At 58.9% G+C, this 16,626-nt stretch carries 14 protein-coding genes; 4 read left to right on the forward strand and 10 right to left on the reverse strand.

All coding sequences use genetic code 11. The features are described from left to right. Nucleotides 1-36 precede the first annotated feature (36 nt). A complete protein-coding gene (gene gcvA, locus CFBP5499_RS09545; RefSeq protein WP_080824709.1) occupies nucleotides 37-939 on the reverse strand; it encodes a transcriptional regulator GcvA in 903 nt (300 codons plus the stop codon). 199 nt (nucleotides 940-1,138) lie between these two features. Here gcvA and CFBP5499_RS09550 point away from each other — a divergent pair, with 199 nt between their 5' ends. Then, the gene (locus CFBP5499_RS09550; RefSeq protein WP_173987265.1) at nucleotides 1,139-2,068 is read left to right on the forward strand and encodes a DMT family transporter; all 930 of its coding nucleotides are present in this window, start codon (nucleotides 1,139-1,141) and stop codon (nucleotides 2,066-2,068) included. Between the two features lie 194 nt (nucleotides 2,069-2,262). Continuing rightward, complete coding sequence (locus CFBP5499_RS09555) at nucleotides 2,263-2,796, forward strand: GNAT family N-acetyltransferase (RefSeq protein ID WP_080824708.1); 534 nt, start codon at nucleotides 2,263-2,265, stop codon at nucleotides 2,794-2,796. A 4-nt stretch (nucleotides 2,797-2,800) separates the two neighbouring features. On the opposite strand, the gene CFBP5499_RS09560 is transcribed toward CFBP5499_RS09555, so the two are convergent. Together CFBP5499_RS09560 and ligA are read right to left on the reverse strand one after the other, a co-directional pair. Then, entirely contained in the window at nucleotides 2,801-3,694 is an 894-nt protein-coding gene (locus CFBP5499_RS09560) for an aminoglycoside phosphotransferase family protein (RefSeq protein ID WP_137066273.1), read from the reverse strand. 62 nt (nucleotides 3,695-3,756) lie between these two features. Next, a complete protein-coding gene (ligA, locus tag CFBP5499_RS09565; protein WP_080824706.1) occupies nucleotides 3,757-5,931 on the reverse strand; it encodes an NAD-dependent DNA ligase LigA in 2,175 nt (724 codons plus the stop codon). A gap of 173 nt (nucleotides 5,932-6,104) precedes the next feature. Between ligA and CFBP5499_RS09570 the strand changes: the two genes are divergently transcribed. Both CFBP5499_RS09570 and CFBP5499_RS09575 read left to right on the forward strand, forming a co-directional pair. Further along, nucleotides 6,105-6,617, forward strand: coding sequence for a hypothetical protein (locus tag CFBP5499_RS09570; protein WP_080824705.1), 513 nt, complete (start codon nucleotides 6,105-6,107; stop codon nucleotides 6,615-6,617). A gap of 84 nt (nucleotides 6,618-6,701) precedes the next feature. Continuing rightward, complete coding sequence (locus CFBP5499_RS09575; protein WP_130932422.1) at nucleotides 6,702-7,043, forward strand: hypothetical protein; 342 nt, start codon at nucleotides 6,702-6,704, stop codon at nucleotides 7,041-7,043. Between the two features lie 50 nt (nucleotides 7,044-7,093). Here CFBP5499_RS09575 and recN read toward each other — a convergent pair whose 3' ends face one another. The 7 genes from recN to CFBP5499_RS09610 form a co-directional block, all read right to left on the reverse strand. Beyond that, nucleotides 7,094-8,767, reverse strand: coding sequence for a DNA repair protein RecN (gene recN, locus CFBP5499_RS09580; RefSeq protein ID WP_080824703.1), 1,674 nt, complete (start codon nucleotides 8,765-8,767; stop codon nucleotides 7,094-7,096). Nucleotides 8,768-8,782: 15 nt separating this feature from the next. Continuing rightward, nucleotides 8,783-9,649: an outer membrane protein assembly factor BamD gene (locus CFBP5499_RS09585; protein WP_080824702.1), complete on the reverse strand. Its 867-nt coding sequence runs from the start codon at nucleotides 9,647-9,649 to the stop codon at nucleotides 8,783-8,785. A 233-nt stretch (nucleotides 9,650-9,882) separates the two neighbouring features. Beyond that, complete coding sequence (lpxC, locus tag CFBP5499_RS09590; protein ID WP_080824701.1) at nucleotides 9,883-10,839, reverse strand: UDP-3-O-acyl-N-acetylglucosamine deacetylase; 957 nt, start codon at nucleotides 10,837-10,839, stop codon at nucleotides 9,883-9,885. A 270-nt stretch (nucleotides 10,840-11,109) separates the two neighbouring features. Next, nucleotides 11,110-12,864: a cell division protein FtsZ gene (gene ftsZ / locus CFBP5499_RS09595; protein WP_080824700.1), complete on the reverse strand. Its 1,755-nt coding sequence runs from the start codon at nucleotides 12,862-12,864 to the stop codon at nucleotides 11,110-11,112. Between the two features lie 92 nt (nucleotides 12,865-12,956). After that, on the reverse strand, nucleotides 12,957-14,288 hold the full coding sequence (gene ftsA, locus CFBP5499_RS09600; RefSeq protein WP_003513208.1) for a cell division protein FtsA: 1,332 nt from the start codon (nucleotides 14,286-14,288) through the stop codon (nucleotides 12,957-12,959). Next, nucleotides 14,285-15,217, reverse strand: coding sequence for a cell division protein FtsQ/DivIB (locus CFBP5499_RS09605; protein WP_173987271.1), 933 nt, complete (start codon nucleotides 15,215-15,217; stop codon nucleotides 14,285-14,287). Before CFBP5499_RS09605 ends, ftsA begins: the two co-directional genes overlap by 4 nt. Beyond that, nucleotides 15,205-16,131 (reverse strand): D-alanine--D-alanine ligase, encoded by a 927-nt coding sequence (locus CFBP5499_RS09610; RefSeq protein WP_080824698.1) that lies wholly within the window; start codon nucleotides 16,129-16,131, stop codon nucleotides 15,205-15,207. Before CFBP5499_RS09610 ends, CFBP5499_RS09605 begins: the two co-directional genes overlap by 13 nt. Nucleotides 16,132-16,626: the final 495 nt, after the last annotated feature.

Raw genomic sequence — 16,626 nt, forward strand, 5'->3', positions numbered from 1 at the left:
TCCCGTTGTTTCATTCCGGCATAAACCGGATTGGCCTCAAAGAGAACCGGCCTCAGTGGAACCCGCCTGCGAAAGCATCCAGTCGATGAGCGTCACAAGATCGGGATTATCCAACATGCGCCGTGGATAAACCAGGAAATAGGCAAGCGTGCTGGCCATGTCCTTGCCGAAGGGCGCAATCAGTGCACCCTCCGCAAGTTCACGGGAAACAAGCGAGCGTCGGGTCAGTGCAATGCCGTGTCCGGCCTTGGCCGCATCCAGCGCGCCATTGCTGTCGATGAAGACGGTGCCGCCGGAAGCGTCGACGTCAGATGCGCCCGCCGCCTCCAGCCAGCGCCGCCATTCGTTGCGGTTTTCGTCATGCAACAGCGGCACGGATTTCAGGTCTCCCGCCTCCAGAAGCGGGCCGCATTTTTCCAGAAGCTGCGGTGCGCAGACCGGCAAGGTGCTGTCATCGATGAAGCGGATGCTCTCCAGCCCTTCATAACGCCCGAAACCATGCCGCACCGCCATATCGACATCGTCCCGCGAAAAATCCACCAGCCGGTTGGTCACGCTGATGCGGACATCCACATGCGGGTGCTGCTGCTGGAAAGAGGGCAATCGCGGCATCAGCCATTGTATGGCGAAGGTCGGCGTGCAGCTAAGTGTCAGAACCGTAATCTCGGAGCGTGCCGTCAGTTCCGCCGTCGCCTCGCGCATCATCCGGAAGGCGGTTCGAAGCGCGCCGTAATAGCGCTCCCCCTCCCGCGTCAGCTGGATGCTGCGCGGTTTGCGAAAGAACAGCTGCACGCCAAGTCGCGCCTCCAGCTCCCTAATCTGCAGGCTGACCGCACCAGGGGTGACGTTTAATTCGTTGGAGGCAAGTGTGACACTGCGATAGCGCGCCGCAGCCTCGAAGGCCTGCAGCCCCTTGAGTGATGGAAGTTCCGCTGCCATGATTTAGCCTAACTCAATTATCCAACGAGAAACAATCGTTTGAAAACACCATAAAACAGGGTGTAAATACACGCAATGGGACATTCATGGCAGCGGAAAGCCGACGAGCTGAGCTTCAGTTAAGCTCAACCGATATCGGGTGGATGGCGATGCGCCTGTCTGCAATCATGTCGATATTCATACCCCGTGGGAGACGAAAATGGCGATACAGAAACAGATGGATTCCAGCGAATGGGCGATGCTGGTGGCACTTTCGCTGCTCTGGGGCGGATCATTCTTTTTCATTGGTGTCGCAGTGAAGGAGCTGCCGCCTGTCACCATCGTCACCTTGCGCGTCAGCCTTGCGGCCATGGCGCTGCTGGTCGTCTGCCGCATCATGGGGCTTCGCCTGCCGCGCGAATGGGCGGTGTGGCGCGCCTTTTTCGGCATGGGCCTGCTCAATAACATCATTCCTTTCTGCCTGATTGTCTGGGGCCAGACCCAGATCGCCAGCGGGCTTGCCTCGATCCTCAACGCCACGACGCCGCTCTTCACCGTCATCGTCGCCCATTTTCTGACCGCCGACGAGAAGATGACCGGCAACAAGCTCGCGGGCGTCCTGATCGGCTTTGCCGGTGTGGCGACCATGATCGGCCCGGCAGCCTTTGGCGGATCATCCGGTCTGTGGGGCCAGATCGCCATTCTCGGCGCGGCCATCTCCTATTCCTTCGCGGGCATATTCGGCCGCCGCTTCAAGGCCATGGGCGTGCCGCCGCTGATGACCGCCACCGGGCAAATATCCTCATCGACACTGATGCTGATCCCCGCCGCGCTCCTCATTGACAAGCCATGGATGCTCGCCATGCCGAGCCTTGGCACCTGGGGCGCGCTGATCGGCATCGCGCTCCTGTCCACCGCGCTCGCCTATCTCATCTTCTTCCGCATCCTCGCCAGCGCCGGCGCTACCAATCTCGCACTCGTCACCTTCCTCATCCCCGTCAGCGCCATTTTGCTCGGTTCGCTCATTCTCGGCGAGCAACTGGAACTCAAGCATTTCGCCGGCATGGCGATGATCGCCGCCGGGCTTGCGGCGATCGATGGCAGACTGCCGGCGAAACTCCGAAGCCTGCTGCGCAACGCGCCCGCTTGACAGGGACACGGGGCAAAAGCATTCTGCGCGCCATGATCGCAACGACACAGAACATCACCCGTCGCCATACCACTACCGGCCAACCGGCAGGGAAAGGTATGGCGTCGCGTTAAGCGATCCATTTCCACCCTGCCAGCCAGAGCAGGGTTCGGACACCTGCTCCGCACACCCCCAATACGCCCAAGGAGACAGGCATGCAGACTGTAAAAATTGCCGACAATGAAGATAAACAGTTCCAGTTAAGCGACGTTGTCCTGCGTGCCGCGCGTCTGGAGGATGCCGAGGCTTTGACAGACCTGTTCAATCTGCCGGGAGTCCGTTACGGCACGCTTCGGCAACCGTTTCAGTCGGTGGAAAAGACCCGAAAAGCGATGGAAAATCGCAGTCCGAACGATATTGCCATCGTCGGCGAATGGCGTGGAAAGATCATTGCCAATGGTGGGCTTTATCGCAGGGCTGGACGGCAGGCCCACATAGCCGATCTCGTGATCAGCGTTCATGACGATTTCGCAGGAAAGGGCGTTGGATCACATCTACTTGGGATTCTGATCGACACCGCCGATAACTGGCACGATATCCGCCGCATCGAGCTCAACGTCTTCACCGACAATTTTCCTGCTATCAGGCTCTACGAAAAATTCGGCTTTGAACGCGAGGGCACCCTGCGCAACGATGCCTATCGTGATGGAAAATACGTTGACGCCCATGTGATGGCGCGACTTCGATAGGCGGTCAGTTTTCCAGATGATCCGCAAACACTTCCCGAATGGTCCGCCGCGACCATTCGGCCATTTTTTTGTTCCGCCCGCGCTCGGCATCCAGCACGATCAGCGCCTTCCATAGCGCCCAGCCGCGCCCGCGCTGCCATGTGGCCTCATCCAGGCCAAGGGCCCGGCGAAAAACATCCCGGCCTTGCGCATCAAACACGTTCCACGCCAGAATGAGATCGGACGACGGATCGCCGACGCCGGAACTGCCGAAATCGATGACGGCAGACAGGCGGCCGTCCTTCACCAGCAGATTGCCCTCGGCAATATCGCCATGCACCCAGACGCCCTGCCCCTGCCAGCGGCTTGAAAGCGCAAGCTGCCATATCTCCATGGCCAGCGGCTGATCCACCTCACCGGCAAGCCGCGCCGCAGAAGCCCTCGCCTCCCCATCATAGACAGCCAGCGATCCGCCACGATGGAAATTTTGCGCGCCAGCAAGCGGACCATCGGAGGCATCGATGTTATGCAAGGCCTTTAAAAATACCGCGACGTCAACAGCGATGGCCGAAAGATCGATGTTGTCCAAATGCCTGACGAGAGGTTCGCCATCGAGCCAGCGATAAACGGACCAGCAGAACGGATAATCCTCTCCCGATTGCCCCAGCGCCAATGGCACAGGGATCGGAACCGGTAGCAGCGGCGCAAGCACCGGCAACCACCGGTGCTCCTTCTCCACCTGCGCCACATAACGGGCAGCACTTGGCATGCGGATCAGCATGTCTCCGCCAAGGCGAAAGCTGCGATTGTCCCAGCCGCTCAGTTCGACCGGCCGTATATCGAGCGCCGCCCACTGCGGAAATTGGCTGGTGATCAGCCCCCGAGCCTGCTCAAGGGTGACGACAATGCGATCATCCATGCTGTCCTCCTACTCAGGCGTAAAGCTCCAGCTGTGCAGAACAACACGGCCATGACGGCCCATCAGCCGCCGATCAACGCCAGCCACTCATCCTCATCCATGGTCTGCACACCCAGTTCCGTCGCCTTGGCCAGCTTGGAACCGGCTCCCGGCCCGGCTACGAGGATATCGGTCTTTTTCGAGACGGAACCGGCCACTTTTGCGCCGAGGCTTTCGGCGCGGGCCTTGGCCTCGTCACGGGTGAATTTTTCCAGCGAGCCGGTGAAAACCACGGTCTTGCCCGCCACCGGGCTGCCTTCAGTCGAGGGCTTTTCAGCCTCCTTCGGCTGCAATTCACGTATCAGCCGATCGATGACATCGAGATTGCGCGGTTCCTTGTAGAACTCGATGATGGCGCGGGCCAAGACCTCACCAATACCGTCGATACTATTGAGCTCAGCCCAGGCATCGCTCGCCGGATCCGCCGCCGCCTTCATGCTTTCTTCGAAATGCTCGTAAGTGCCATAGGAGCGTGCCAGAAGCTTCGCCGTCGTCTCGCCCACATGACGGATGCCGAGCGCGAAGATCAGCCGGTGCAGATCGATCTCGCGGCGGGCATCGATGGCGTCGAACAGCTTCTTGACGCTGACCTTGCCGAAGCCGTCGATATTCTCGAGCCTGGTCAGATGGGATGCTTCCTGACGCGCCTTCAGCGTGAAAATGTCAGGCGCGGTCTTGATAGAAAGTGCCGGATCCTCGCTTTCGAAGAAGAAATCGATCTGTTTGGTGCCGAGCCCTTCGATATCGAAGGCATTGCGCGAGACGAAATGTTTCAGATGCTCCACCGCCTGCGCCCGGCAGACGAAACCGCCGGTGCAGCGCGTGACCGAATCGAGCTTGCCGGTCTTTTCATTGCGCTCCCGCACCGCATGGCTGCCGCAGACCGGGCATTTCTCCGGGAACGGATATTTTACCGCCTCGGCCGGGCGCTTTTCCAGAAGCACGTCTAGTACCTGCGGAATGACATCCCCCGCGCGCTGCACGATGACCGTGTCGCCGATGCGGATATCGTGATCCTCCGGACGGATGCGCTCACCGCTATTGCCGATGCCTTCGATGTAATCGGCATTGTGCAATGTCGCGTTGGTGACGACGACACCACCAACGGTAATTGGTGTAAGACGCGCCACCGGCGTCAAGGCGCCGGTGCGTCCAACCTGGATTTCGATATTCTCGACGGTGGTAAAGGCCTGCTCGGCGGGAAACTTGTGCGCGGTGGCCCAGCGCGGGCTGCGCGAGCGGAAACCCAGACGTTCCTGAAGATCGAGGCGATCGACCTTGTAGACCACGCCATCGATATCATAATCAAGGTCAGGCCGTGCGACGCCTATTTCGTTATAATGCTCAAGCAATTGCTGGGCGGAGGTGAATCGCTTCATCAGCGGATTGACCGGGAAACCCCACTCCCGAAACTTCTCGACGATGCCATATTGCGTATCGGCGAGCCGCGCCGGCTGGCCGGCATTCGAGACCTCGCCCAGCGCATAGGCAAAGAACCGCAGCTTACGTTTCGCCGTCACATTCGGGTCTAGCTGGCGTAGCGAACCAGACGCCGTATTGCGCGGGTTGACATAGGTCTGTTTGCCTTCGGCCTCCATCTGGGCGTTGAGCGCCAGAAAGTCGCTCTTGGCCATATAGACTTCGCCGCGCACCTCCACCACGTCGGGCGCGCCCGAAGGCAGTTCATTCGGAATTTCCTTGATGGTCCTGATATTGGCCGTGACGTTTTCGCCCGTGGTGCCATCGCCGCGCGTCGCTGCGGTCTTCAGCCTGCCATTCTCGTAGCGGATCGACATGGAAAGCCCGTCGATCTTCGGCTCGGCGGTGAAGGCAATCGAATCGTCAGGCAGATGACCGAGGAAGCGATAGACCGAACTCACGAAATCCCGCAGGTCCTCTTCCGAAAACGTATTGTCGAGCGACAGCATCGGCCGTGCATGCACGATGGGCGCGAAGGTGGGGAGCGGCGCAAAGCCGACTTTCTTCGATGGACTGTCGGCCCGCACCAGCGCCGGAAAAGCCGCTTCGATGGCGTCGTTTCGCCGCTTCAGCGCATCGTAGTCCGCATCCGAAATCTCCGGCGCATCCTTGCCATGATAAAGCGCATCGTGGCGGGCAAGCTCGGCTGCCAGAAATGCCAGCTCAGAAGAGGCCTCAAGCTCGGTCAGGTTTTCGACGGAAATCTGGTCTTTCGACATGGCGGCCTCTATCACAAGTGAATCGGCAAATTCCTAACCTAATTGCGCGAAGAGAAAAATTATAAAAATTAATGACCGGTAGAATATTGAAAAAATACAACCCGCTATTTTCTTCACACGTCAGCTTTGATATGCCCGCTAATAGATAAGGTAACAACGCGTGCAGATATATTATGGACGAAGATTTCGGATCGATCAGATCACCTGAAAAAGTCGATGCTTGGGAGAAGGGACGAAAACCCGAATCTATTTCTAAGCTCGATGCGATGCTCGGAGCAAAGCTTGCGGAGCTGAAAAACCTTGCACAGTGCCAATTGTTCAGATTTTCTGCCCGTGCAAAAAATTACATTTGGGCAATGAATGAAACGGGAGAAATCATCATTGCCGTAGAAGAATTGGCATTGGTGCAACCAGAAGCCAGTTACTCGGGTTATCCAAGGCGGCGGGGATATCGTCATCCATCAGAAGAAAAGAAGCTTGGTCACCCAACCCTTCTAAACGGTGGAAAAGCGCGAATTGCAGGCGAATTAGCTTTCGATGATGACGACGACAATGGCCTCATCTGGATTTTGAATGCGAACTCAGGCAGGTACTGTAAACAAAAGCCGCCAACACCGGATCAGTTGGATAAAGTGGCTGAAATTTTTAAAGACCGTGGTGTTGACGTAAAAGTTGATTACGATTAACGAACACAATCCGCTATGGTGCGTTAATCCACGCGCAAGAAAATAATGGTATAGTTTAACGGTATTGGGATATAGGAGAAGAAAATGAACGCTCCTTTAAAAATTGAATTGATGTCGCGCCTAGGCACTTTTCGCCCAAGTGACCGCACACATATAGAAAATGCGCTAAAATCCGTTCAAAGTAGACAGGTCGCCGTCGAAGCGATAACTGAGTTCGTCATCGGCTGGGAAAATGCCGACTGGCTTGAAGCTTATTCGATTGAGCGAATTGGAAAATGGCTTGCGAAAAACCAGTCTGCTGATGTTGTTGAAATTCTAAATGAATGGTCGCAAAAACCGCCGGTAAATGCGCGACAGGAAGCTCGCGCTGCGTTGTGTCGCGGCATCGAAATCGGCAAACAGCAAAAAGCGAACGAATTCGCCTGATACGTGTCAATATGGAATTTTTAGAGGCCTCGCTTGAAAAAGCGGGGCCTTTATTCTTCAGCCGCCAACAATTTGATTGCCGCAGCCCGCGCCTCATCCGTCACAGAAGCCCCGGCCAGCATGCGGGCGATTTCTTCGGTGCGGTGTTTGGGTTCCATCGTCGCCACACGCGTGGCGATGCGCTCGGTGCCGTCGCCGGAGGGGCCTTTGGAAATGAGAAGATGGGTCGCCGCCCGTGCCGCTACCTGTGGTGCATGGGTGACGGACAGGACCTGTACGGTCTTCGACAGGCGGCGCAGCCGCTGGCCGATGGCATCTGCCACCGCGCCGCCGACGCCCGTATCGATTTCATCGAACACCAGGGTCGGTGCCGAACCGCGATCCGCCAGCGCCACTTTCAGGGCCAGCAGGAAGCGGGACAATTCGCCGCCCGACGCCACTTTCATGATCGGCCCCGGCCGTGTGCCCGGATTGGTCTGGACGTGGAATTCCACCGTATCGATACCGTCAGCCGTCGCCTGCTCGGGATCGGACGTCACTTCGACGGTAAACCGCGCCCGCTCCAGCTTCAGCGCCGGAAGTTCGGCCATGACAGCCCCCGATAGCGCCTCCGCCGCATTGCGGCGCTTTTCGGAAAGCGATTGGGCGGCCCGGTCGAAATCGGCCTTCACCACACCGAGATTGGCCTCGAGCTTGCCGAGCTTTTCTTCACCGGCATCGAGATCGGCGAGATCGGCCACCATTTTTTCGGCAAGCGCCGGCAGGTCAGGCACGGCAACATTATATTTGCGGCCGGCAGCGCGCAGGGCGAACAACCGTTCTTCCACGCGCTCCAGCTCACGCGGATCGAATTCGGTGCGGCGCAGCGCCGCCTCCACTTCCATCTGCGCATTGGAAAGGTTCTCAAGCGCAGCATCCAGCAATTGTACGGTATCTTCCAGAAGACCGGGCGCTTCGTGGCTTTTGCGCTCCAGCCGGCGCATCATTGAGGCAATGACAGGCACGGGCGAAGCATTGCCATTCAGGAATTCGCTGGCTTCGGCAATATCGCCGGCAATGCGTTCGGATTTCTGCATCACCGCCCGGCGCTCGGCCAGCTCATCCTCCTCACCGTCGCGCGGTGAGAGGGTTTCCAGCTCCTCGACGGAAGACCGCAGGTAATCCGCCTCGCGCGCCGCCGCCTCCACCTTGGCCCGGTGGGTCTTCAGGGCACGGTCGGCATCCTTCCAGGTGCGGTAGAGATCCTGAACGGTGCGCGCCTCATCGCTCAACCCGGCAAAGGCATCAAGCAGGGTGCGATGGGCGTCGGTATCGACAAGCGCGCGGTCGTCATGCTGGCCGTGAATTTCAACCAGCATCTGCCCGAGCTGGCGCATCATCTGCACGCTCACGGCCTGATCGTTGACGTACGCCTTGGTTCGCCCGTCAGCGGATTGTACCCGGCGGAAAATAAGGTCGCCATCGTCATCAAGGCCGTTTTCGCGCAGGAGAAGCCGGGTGGGATGATCGTTTGGGACTTCGAAAGTGGCGGTCACCTGCCCCTTGTCTTCGCCATGGCGCACAAGGCCGCCATCACCACGACCGCCGAGCGCGAGTGAGAGACTGTCAAGCAGGATGGATTTGCCGGCGCCCGTTTCACCCGTCAATACGGAAAGGCCCGCCTCGAAACTGAGGTCGAGCCTTTCAATCAGGACGATGTCGCGTATCGAGAGCTGGACCAGCATGGCCTATGCCCCGTCTCAGGCGCCGATGAGCTTCTTGCCGGCGCGCGAAATCCAGGACCCCTTGTTTTCACGCGGCTCCAGGCCTTGGCCCTTCAGCAGCTTGTAGGAATCTGCATACCATTGGCTATCGGGATAGTTGTTGCCGAGAACGGCAGCCGCGGTCTGCGCTTCGTCCACCAGACCCATGGCGTAGTAGGCTTCGGTGAGACGCGCCAGCGCTTCCTCGATCTGGTTGGTATTCTGGTACTGCTCGATGACGATGCGGAAACGCGAAACGGCAGCGAGATATTCCTTGCGCTCAAGGTAATAACGGCCGACCTGCATTTCACGGCCGGCGAGCTGGTCGCGCGCGAAACGAATCTTGGCCTGCGCATCGGCGACATATTCCGACGACGGATAGTCGTTGACAACCTTGTTCATCGCTTCGATCGTCCGCTGCGCGGCGCGCTGGTCCTGCGTGACGTCGGAAATCTGCTTCGAATAGGCAAGTCCGATCATGTACTGAACGTAAGCTGCATCCTTGGAGCGCGGATACTGCCGCAGGAAACGGCTGCCGGACGTGATGGCCACATCGTTCTTGTTGGTGCGCGTGGCAATGAAGGTCTGCATGACAAGCGCCTTCTGGCCCCATTCGGTGAAGGGGTACTGCTTGTCGATAGCCTCGAACTTGCGTGAGGCTTCCGTCATGTTGCCGGCGTTCATGTTGGCAAGACCTTGCTTGTACAGAACATCAGGCGGATCGGTCTCGACGCCGAGCTTGGTAATGTCGATATCCGGATCGGACTGGCAGGCCGTGACGGCGACACTTGCGCCGACCAACATCAACGAAACGGCGATCCCCCGCATCGTACCCTTCATTGCACCAGACCCTACATGCTTCATTCGACAGTTCCCACTTCCCGCGCAAATACATAAGCATCGGCTTTGCACTGGCGTTCTAGCCATAAAAGCATCCGCAGGGCAACGCAATGATGACGCATTAACGCATTTTTATGGCATCGGCCCATGCAATCGCACGATTATCGGGCGATAATATGCAACTTCCTGCCCCGCCTCACAAAAAAGCCGCCCCAAAGGAGCGGCTTTTCCTGTCAATTGATAGCCTGCAAACAACCTTACGCAGACCAGGGTGCAAATTCCGGCATGTTAACCGCAACGAATTCGCGCGCACGTACCTGATTGCGGGCAGCCGGCGCTTCGACGATCTCATAGGCCGAACGATCGCTCAGCAGTGCCTTCAGCGCATTCGCATTGACCTTGTGGCCGCCGCGATAGGAGCGGTAGCAGCCGATGAACTGCGCGCCGGCAAGCGCCAGGTCGCCCACGGCGTCCAGCGTCTTGTGACGGACGAATTCGTCCTTGGCGTAACGCAGGCCTTCCATGTTGATGACGCTGTTGTCGTCGGAGATGACGACCGAATTCTCAAGCGAGGAACCGAGTGCATAACCGGCCGCCCACAGACGCTCCACGTCACGCATGAAGCCGAAAGTGCGGGCGCGCGACAGTTCATTCTTGAACGTCTCTGCCGTCAGATCGCCCTTCCAGGACTGTCTGCCGATCAGCGGCGTGTCGAAATCGATATCGACCTCGAAGCGCGTACCGTCATAGGGGCGAAACTCCGCCCAGGAAGCACCCGAATCGATGCGCACCGGCTTGGTGACGCGGATGTAACGGCGCTTCACACCGAGATTCTTGATGCCAACCGATTCGATCGCTTCGATGAAGGGAGCGGAGCTGCCGTCCATAATCGGCGCTTCAGGACCGTCAACCTCAACGATGAGGTTGTCGAGGCCCATGGCGTAGATGGCGGCCATGACGTGCTCGATCGTCGCCACTGACTGGGATAGCGAACGGCCGAGCACGGTGCACAGATCGGTATTGCCGACATTGGCAGAAACCGCCTTCAACTCAGTGACGCTGCCATTTTCATGAAGGCGCTGAAACAAAATGCCCGTTCCGGCTTCCGCGGGCTGGAACGTCATCGACACAGGATTGCCGGAATGCACGCCAATGCCTTTAAGCTGAACAGCATGTGCGATAGTTGTCTGAAATCCGAGCAGTCCGATGGTCATGCGTCTATGCCTTGTTTTGCAAACCGCGCCGTTTGAGCCAGCGCCGTTCAAGTTTTCAAGCCGGTTTTGGCAACCGGCCAAGTCCGTATTTTCCCTTACCCAGCCTCATACATACGCACATGTAGGTGCCACGACAAATCACTGTTCGTTTCGGATTGTTACATGCACAAACCATTGAAAACGCAAATTAATTTAGTGTTAATAACGTAAAATAAACAAAACGCCCGGATCGTGAGATCCGGGCGTTTCGAAGGACGTATGGAATCGCCTTTAGTTGGACTGGCGGCGCAGGAAGGCCGGGATTTCCAGCTGGTCGTCGTCGTGATGGCTGGACGAGGAAGGCGTTGCGCGGCCGTGGTCGTCAAGCTGTCCGCGACGCGGTGCGTAGAGGCTTGCTTCGGGCGAAAGCGGCGCGCGGCGCTGCTGCGGAGCCATGCTCGGCGCATCCATCATGTCGGATGGAACTTCTTCTTCTTCGCGGCGACCAAGCGAGTTGGTGATGCGCTTCAGAAGACCCATCGGGCCACGCTCTTCCTGTGCGACAGGCGTAGCGCGATCACGGTGATCCATCTCGGCCTTCACGACCGGCGGGAAGTCTTCAACCTTCGGCATGCGCACCGGCTCGGGCTGGCGGGCAACCGGGGCCGGCTCCTGATAGACCGGAGCCTGCGGCTGCTGCATGCGCGGCGCCGGAGCGGCAACCTGTTCCGGAGCATGGTAGACCGGCGCCTGAGCAACCGGGGCCGGAGCGGCCTGCTGAACCGGCTGGGCCGGACGAAGAGCCGCCGGCGCTTCAGCCGGAGCGGATGCGAACAGCTTGCTCTGCGGACGGAAGTCCTGAGACGGCTGCTGGTGTGCGGCAAAACCGAGTTCGCGTTCCATCTCAGCTTCCGCCGAACGGATGGTCTGGGCGATCTGGTCTACGGTCTTTGGTGCCTGCGATACTGCATGTGCAGGCTGAACTGCGGCCGGAGCGGGAGCAACGGCCGCGGAAGGACGGATAAGCGGCTTGGCGGCAGCTGCGCGCATTTCGGCAACGTTCTGTTCGCCGATGCCCGCGACGCGGTCAATGCCGGTCGCCACGACGGAAACGCGGATGAGACCTTCCAGAGCCTCGTCGAAGGTTGCGCCGAGGATGATGTTGGCATCGGGATCGACTTCTTCGCGGATACGGGTGGCAGCTTCGTCGACTTCGAACAGGGTAAGGTCGCGACCGCCGGTGATGGAGATCAGCAGGCCCTGTGCGCCCTTCATCGAGGTTTCGTCGAGCAGCGGGTTGGCGATTGCCGCTTCCGCAGCCTGCATTGCGCGGCCCGGACCGGAAGCCTCACCGGTGCCCATCATTGCGCGGCCCATTTCACGCATGACCGAGCGAACGTCGGCGAAGTCAAGGTTGATGAGACCTTCCTTCACCATCAGATCGGTGATGCAGGCAACGCCGGAGTAGAGAACCTGGTCAGCCATGGCGAAGGCGTCAGCGAAGGTCGTCTTGTCGTTGGCAATGCGGAAGAGGTTCTGGTTGGGAATGACGATCAGCGTATCGACGGACTTCTGCAGTTCCTCGATGCCCTGCTCGGCCAGACGCATGCGGCGGCCGCCTTCGAAATGGAAAGGCTTGGTTACGACGCCAACCGTCAGGATGCCCTTATTGCGGGCCGCCTGTGCGACCACCGGGGCAGCGCCGGTGCCGGTGCCGCCGCCCATGCCGGCGGTGACGAAGCACATGTGGGTGCCGTTCAGGTGGTCGATGATCTCATCGATGCATTCTTCAGCGGCGGCGCGGCCGACTTCCGGCTGCGAACCGGCGCCGAGACCCTCGGTGACGTTGACGCCGAGCTGGATGACCCGGTCTGCCTTCGTCATGGTCAGCGCCTGCGCATCCGTGTTGGCGACGACGAAGTCGACGCCCTGGAGGCCGGCCGTGATCATGTTGTTGACAGCGTTACCGCCGCCGCCGCCCACACCAAAAACAGTGATGCGTGGCTTCAGCTCGGTGATATCAGGCTTTTGCAGCTGTATCGTCATTTTACCATTCCTTCTTTCTCTGGCCGCATCGCCCCGCTGGCCGATTCTTGAAAACTCAACTCGGAAACCTCCGGCTTACGCCACGAGGCCACTCAAAAACTCTCTTTCAGCCATTGCCCCACTCGGGCTATCCGGCCGCTACCCGTACCAAACGGCGAGAACATTCCGCCTTGCGCCGCATGAATTTCGATGTCCGCCACCTGTGGATAGATCATCAGTCCGCAGGCGGTTGAAAATGCCGGTCCCTTGGCCGCCACCGGAAGACCGGCTACGCCCATGGGGCGGCCGATACGAACGTTGCGGGCGAGAATGCGCCGTGCCGTTTCCGGCAGCCCCGTCAGCTGGCTTGCGCCGCCGGTCAGGACAACGCGCTTGCCGACGATGGGGCTGAAGCCGGACTTCTGGATACGATCACGGATCAATTCCAGCGTCTCTTCGATACGCGCCCGCACGATGCGGGTTACAAGTGCTCTTGAAACTTGCGATGGCTGATCGCGATCGTCTTCGCCAATCGGCGGGATCGAAATCATGTCGCGCTCATCCGCGCCATTCAGCAAAGCCGAACCATGCACCACCTTCAGTCTCTCCGCATCTTCGATTCGTGTCGAGAGGCCTCGTGCAAGATCTGTCGTAACGTGATGGCCGCCAAGGCCAATCGCGTCGGTGTGAATGAGCCGGCCTTCGGCAAAAACCGAGATCGTCGTGGTACCGCCGCCCATGTCGATGGCAGCACAACCAAGTTCGACTTCGTCATCCACCAGCGCTGCAAGACCGCTGGCATAGGGCGTCGCCACCATGCCTTCGACGGACAGATGCGCGCGGTTGACGCAAAGCTCGAGGTTCTTCAGCGCCGTGCGCTCGACGGTCACCACATGCATGTCAACGCCAAGAAGATCGCCATACATGGAGAGCGGATCGCGAATACCGCGCTCGCCATCCAGCGAATAACCTGTTGGCAGCGAATGCAGGATCGCCCGGTCCTGGCGCATGGACTGCTGGCTTGCGGCCACCAGAACCTTGCGCAGGTCGCTTGCTTCCACTTCCTGTCCGCCGAGATCGATGCTCGCAGTGTAGATATCGCTCGCCAGCCGTCCGGCCGAAACATTGACGATCAGGCTATCGACGGTCAGGCCCGCCATGCGCTCGGCCGCATCGACCGAAAGACGGATCACGCCTTCGAGCGCGTCAAGATCGGCGATCACGCCGGATTTTACGCCGCGCGACCGCTGATGGCCGATGCCGATGATTTCCACCTTGTGGGTGCGGCCGGGCAGAATTTCGCTTTCCTGGCGCGGCGTCAGCCGGCCGATCATGCACACGACCTTGGTCGAGCCGATGTCCAGCACCGAAACGATGTGACTGCGCTTGGAGGAAAGCGGCTTCAGACGAGGCAGGCCGAAATGGGAAGAACCGAAAAAGCTCATGTGTTCTTCTCCGCTTTCTTGAGCGCCTTCGTGCGTGCATCGACTGCCGTCTGGCGGCGTTCGGCTGCACCTTCGGTCAACTGGATCGTGGTGCGGTCCGTCAGACGCAGGTCCACAGCTGCGACATCGCGCGACAGGACCTTTTCCTCGAGATCGAGCCGCGCCAGCAATTGCAGCGCCTGCGGCAAGTTTTCTTCCGGCAGCTTGACGACGATGCCGTTATCGAGATGCAGATCCCAGCGGCGGCCGGCAATGCGCACATAGGCGCGGACGCGGTTGCGGATTTCCGGCCAATCGGCCAGTTGTTCGACGAAACCAGCGGCACCCGTTTCCGCGTCACGTCCGACAAAGAGCGGCAGGGCAGCGAATTTATTGTCACGCAGCGGCGCGATGACACTGCCGCTCTTTTCGATCAGCGACAGTTCCGTGCCGTGCTGCCAGATACCGAAGGCCTGGCGTTCCTTCAGGCGAACCTCGACCGTCTTCGGATAGACCTTGCGGATATCGACGTCTTCCACCCAGGGAAGCTGGACGAGTTTGCGGCGCGCCGCGTCAATATCAAGCGCAATCAGGGAGGTGCTGCCGTCGAGGCCGAGAAGCTGGAAGACATCGATTTCCGAGGTCTGCAAATTGCCGGAGACCTTCACGTCCTCGACCGCAAAGCCCGCAGCCGACGTCGTGGTCTGGGTGACGATGTTGGTGTGGCCGCCGAGCGACATGCCGTAAAGCCCGATCATCGCGTAAAAGGCGACGGCCGAAATCGTGCCGGTATGGGCGGGAATGTGGATGCGTCCGGTCGCAAGGCTGACACCGAAACGCACGAAGCGACGCAGCGGACGCGGCAGCACCCTGCGATCGTCGGCATTGGCCGTCGCCGCATATTGCTCGCGCTTTTTTGCCGTCGACTTTTTGCCGGTCACCGCAAACACGAAGCGTCCTCCACCATCCAGCTGACAAGGTCACCAAAGGAGCGGCCAGCATGGGCCGCCATTTCCGGCACCAGGGAGGTCGGCGTCATGCCCGGCTGCGTATTCACTTCAAGCCAGATAACTTCGCCATCTTCTGAGAAGCGGTCGTCGTAACGAAAGTCTGAACGGCTTACGCCACGGCACCCGATCGCCTGATGCGCCATAACCGCCAATGTTTGAATCTTTTGGTAAATTTTCGGTGAAATTTCTGCGGGAATGACATGTTTCGAGCCACCGGCCGCGTATTTCGCATCGTAATCATAGAAATTGTGACCTAGCGGCACCACTTCGGTGACGCCCAGCGCCTCACCATCGAGCACGCCGCAGGTCAGTTCGCGACCATGGATATAGCGCTCGACCATGACTTGATCGCCATAACGCCATTCAGACGAGGTGAGGATTTGCGGCGGATGCGACTGGTCTTCCTTGACGATGACCACACCGAAACTCGAACCTTCACGCACCGGCTTCACCACATAGGGCGGCGCAAGAGGGTGTTCGCTGGTGAAATCGAAGCGGTTCATGACGCGCTCTGCAGCAACCGGGACGCCTGCTGCCGCGGCAACCTTCTTGGCCTGCGCCTTGTCCATGGCAAGGGCGGAAGCCAGCACGCCGGAATGCGTATAGGGAATGGCCAGATATTCGAGAATGCCCTGAATGGTGCCGTCTTCACCGAAAGGGCCGTGCAGCGCATTGAAGGCGACATCCGGGCGCAACTCATCGAGCACGGCAGCGACATCGCGCCCTACATCGACCCGGGTGACCTTGTAGCCCTCGCCCTCAAGTGCAAGCGCGCAAGCGTTGCCCGACGACAGGCTGACCGGCCGCTCCGACGAAAACCCACCCAAAAGAACAGCTACGTGCTTGCCGCCCATCGAACCCTCTGACACCAACTCTCCGTTACGAACCAAGCCCGAACCGACCGAATTTGACGGACGGTGATTCTGGCACATGACCCTTGAGATCAGTTAAACGCCATTAAGGTTAATGAATCGTTTACTTTCGTTAACCGCCGCGTCCAACATGCCGAGTTCCGTTAAAGAATCAGCATCGATCCGGATTCCCTCCTTGGAATCAGAGAGTTGCGCGGATTGCAACATGCAGGTTTTCAATGATCGGAAATAAAACCGTCCTGGCGGGTTCGCCACTTCGCGACGAAGGCAAGGTCGAAACGTTAACAGGCGAGCTTATTCCCCAGACAAAATTATCTGGCGTTTCAGCGTTTTAAATCCACGGCCTGAATCAGTCTCTCAATCGCAGCGCAGTGACCGGCAGTGCACTGTGAGGCCCGCCGTGTTCAACAATCACATTATTTGCATTATTTCTTTTTTAGCATTCCATAGGAACAAAAATTGCGTTAACGCAGACAT

Origin of the sequence: Agrobacterium tumefaciens (assembly GCF_005221325.1) — a bacterium.
Classification (GTDB): Bacteria; Pseudomonadota; Alphaproteobacteria; order Rhizobiales; family Rhizobiaceae; genus Agrobacterium.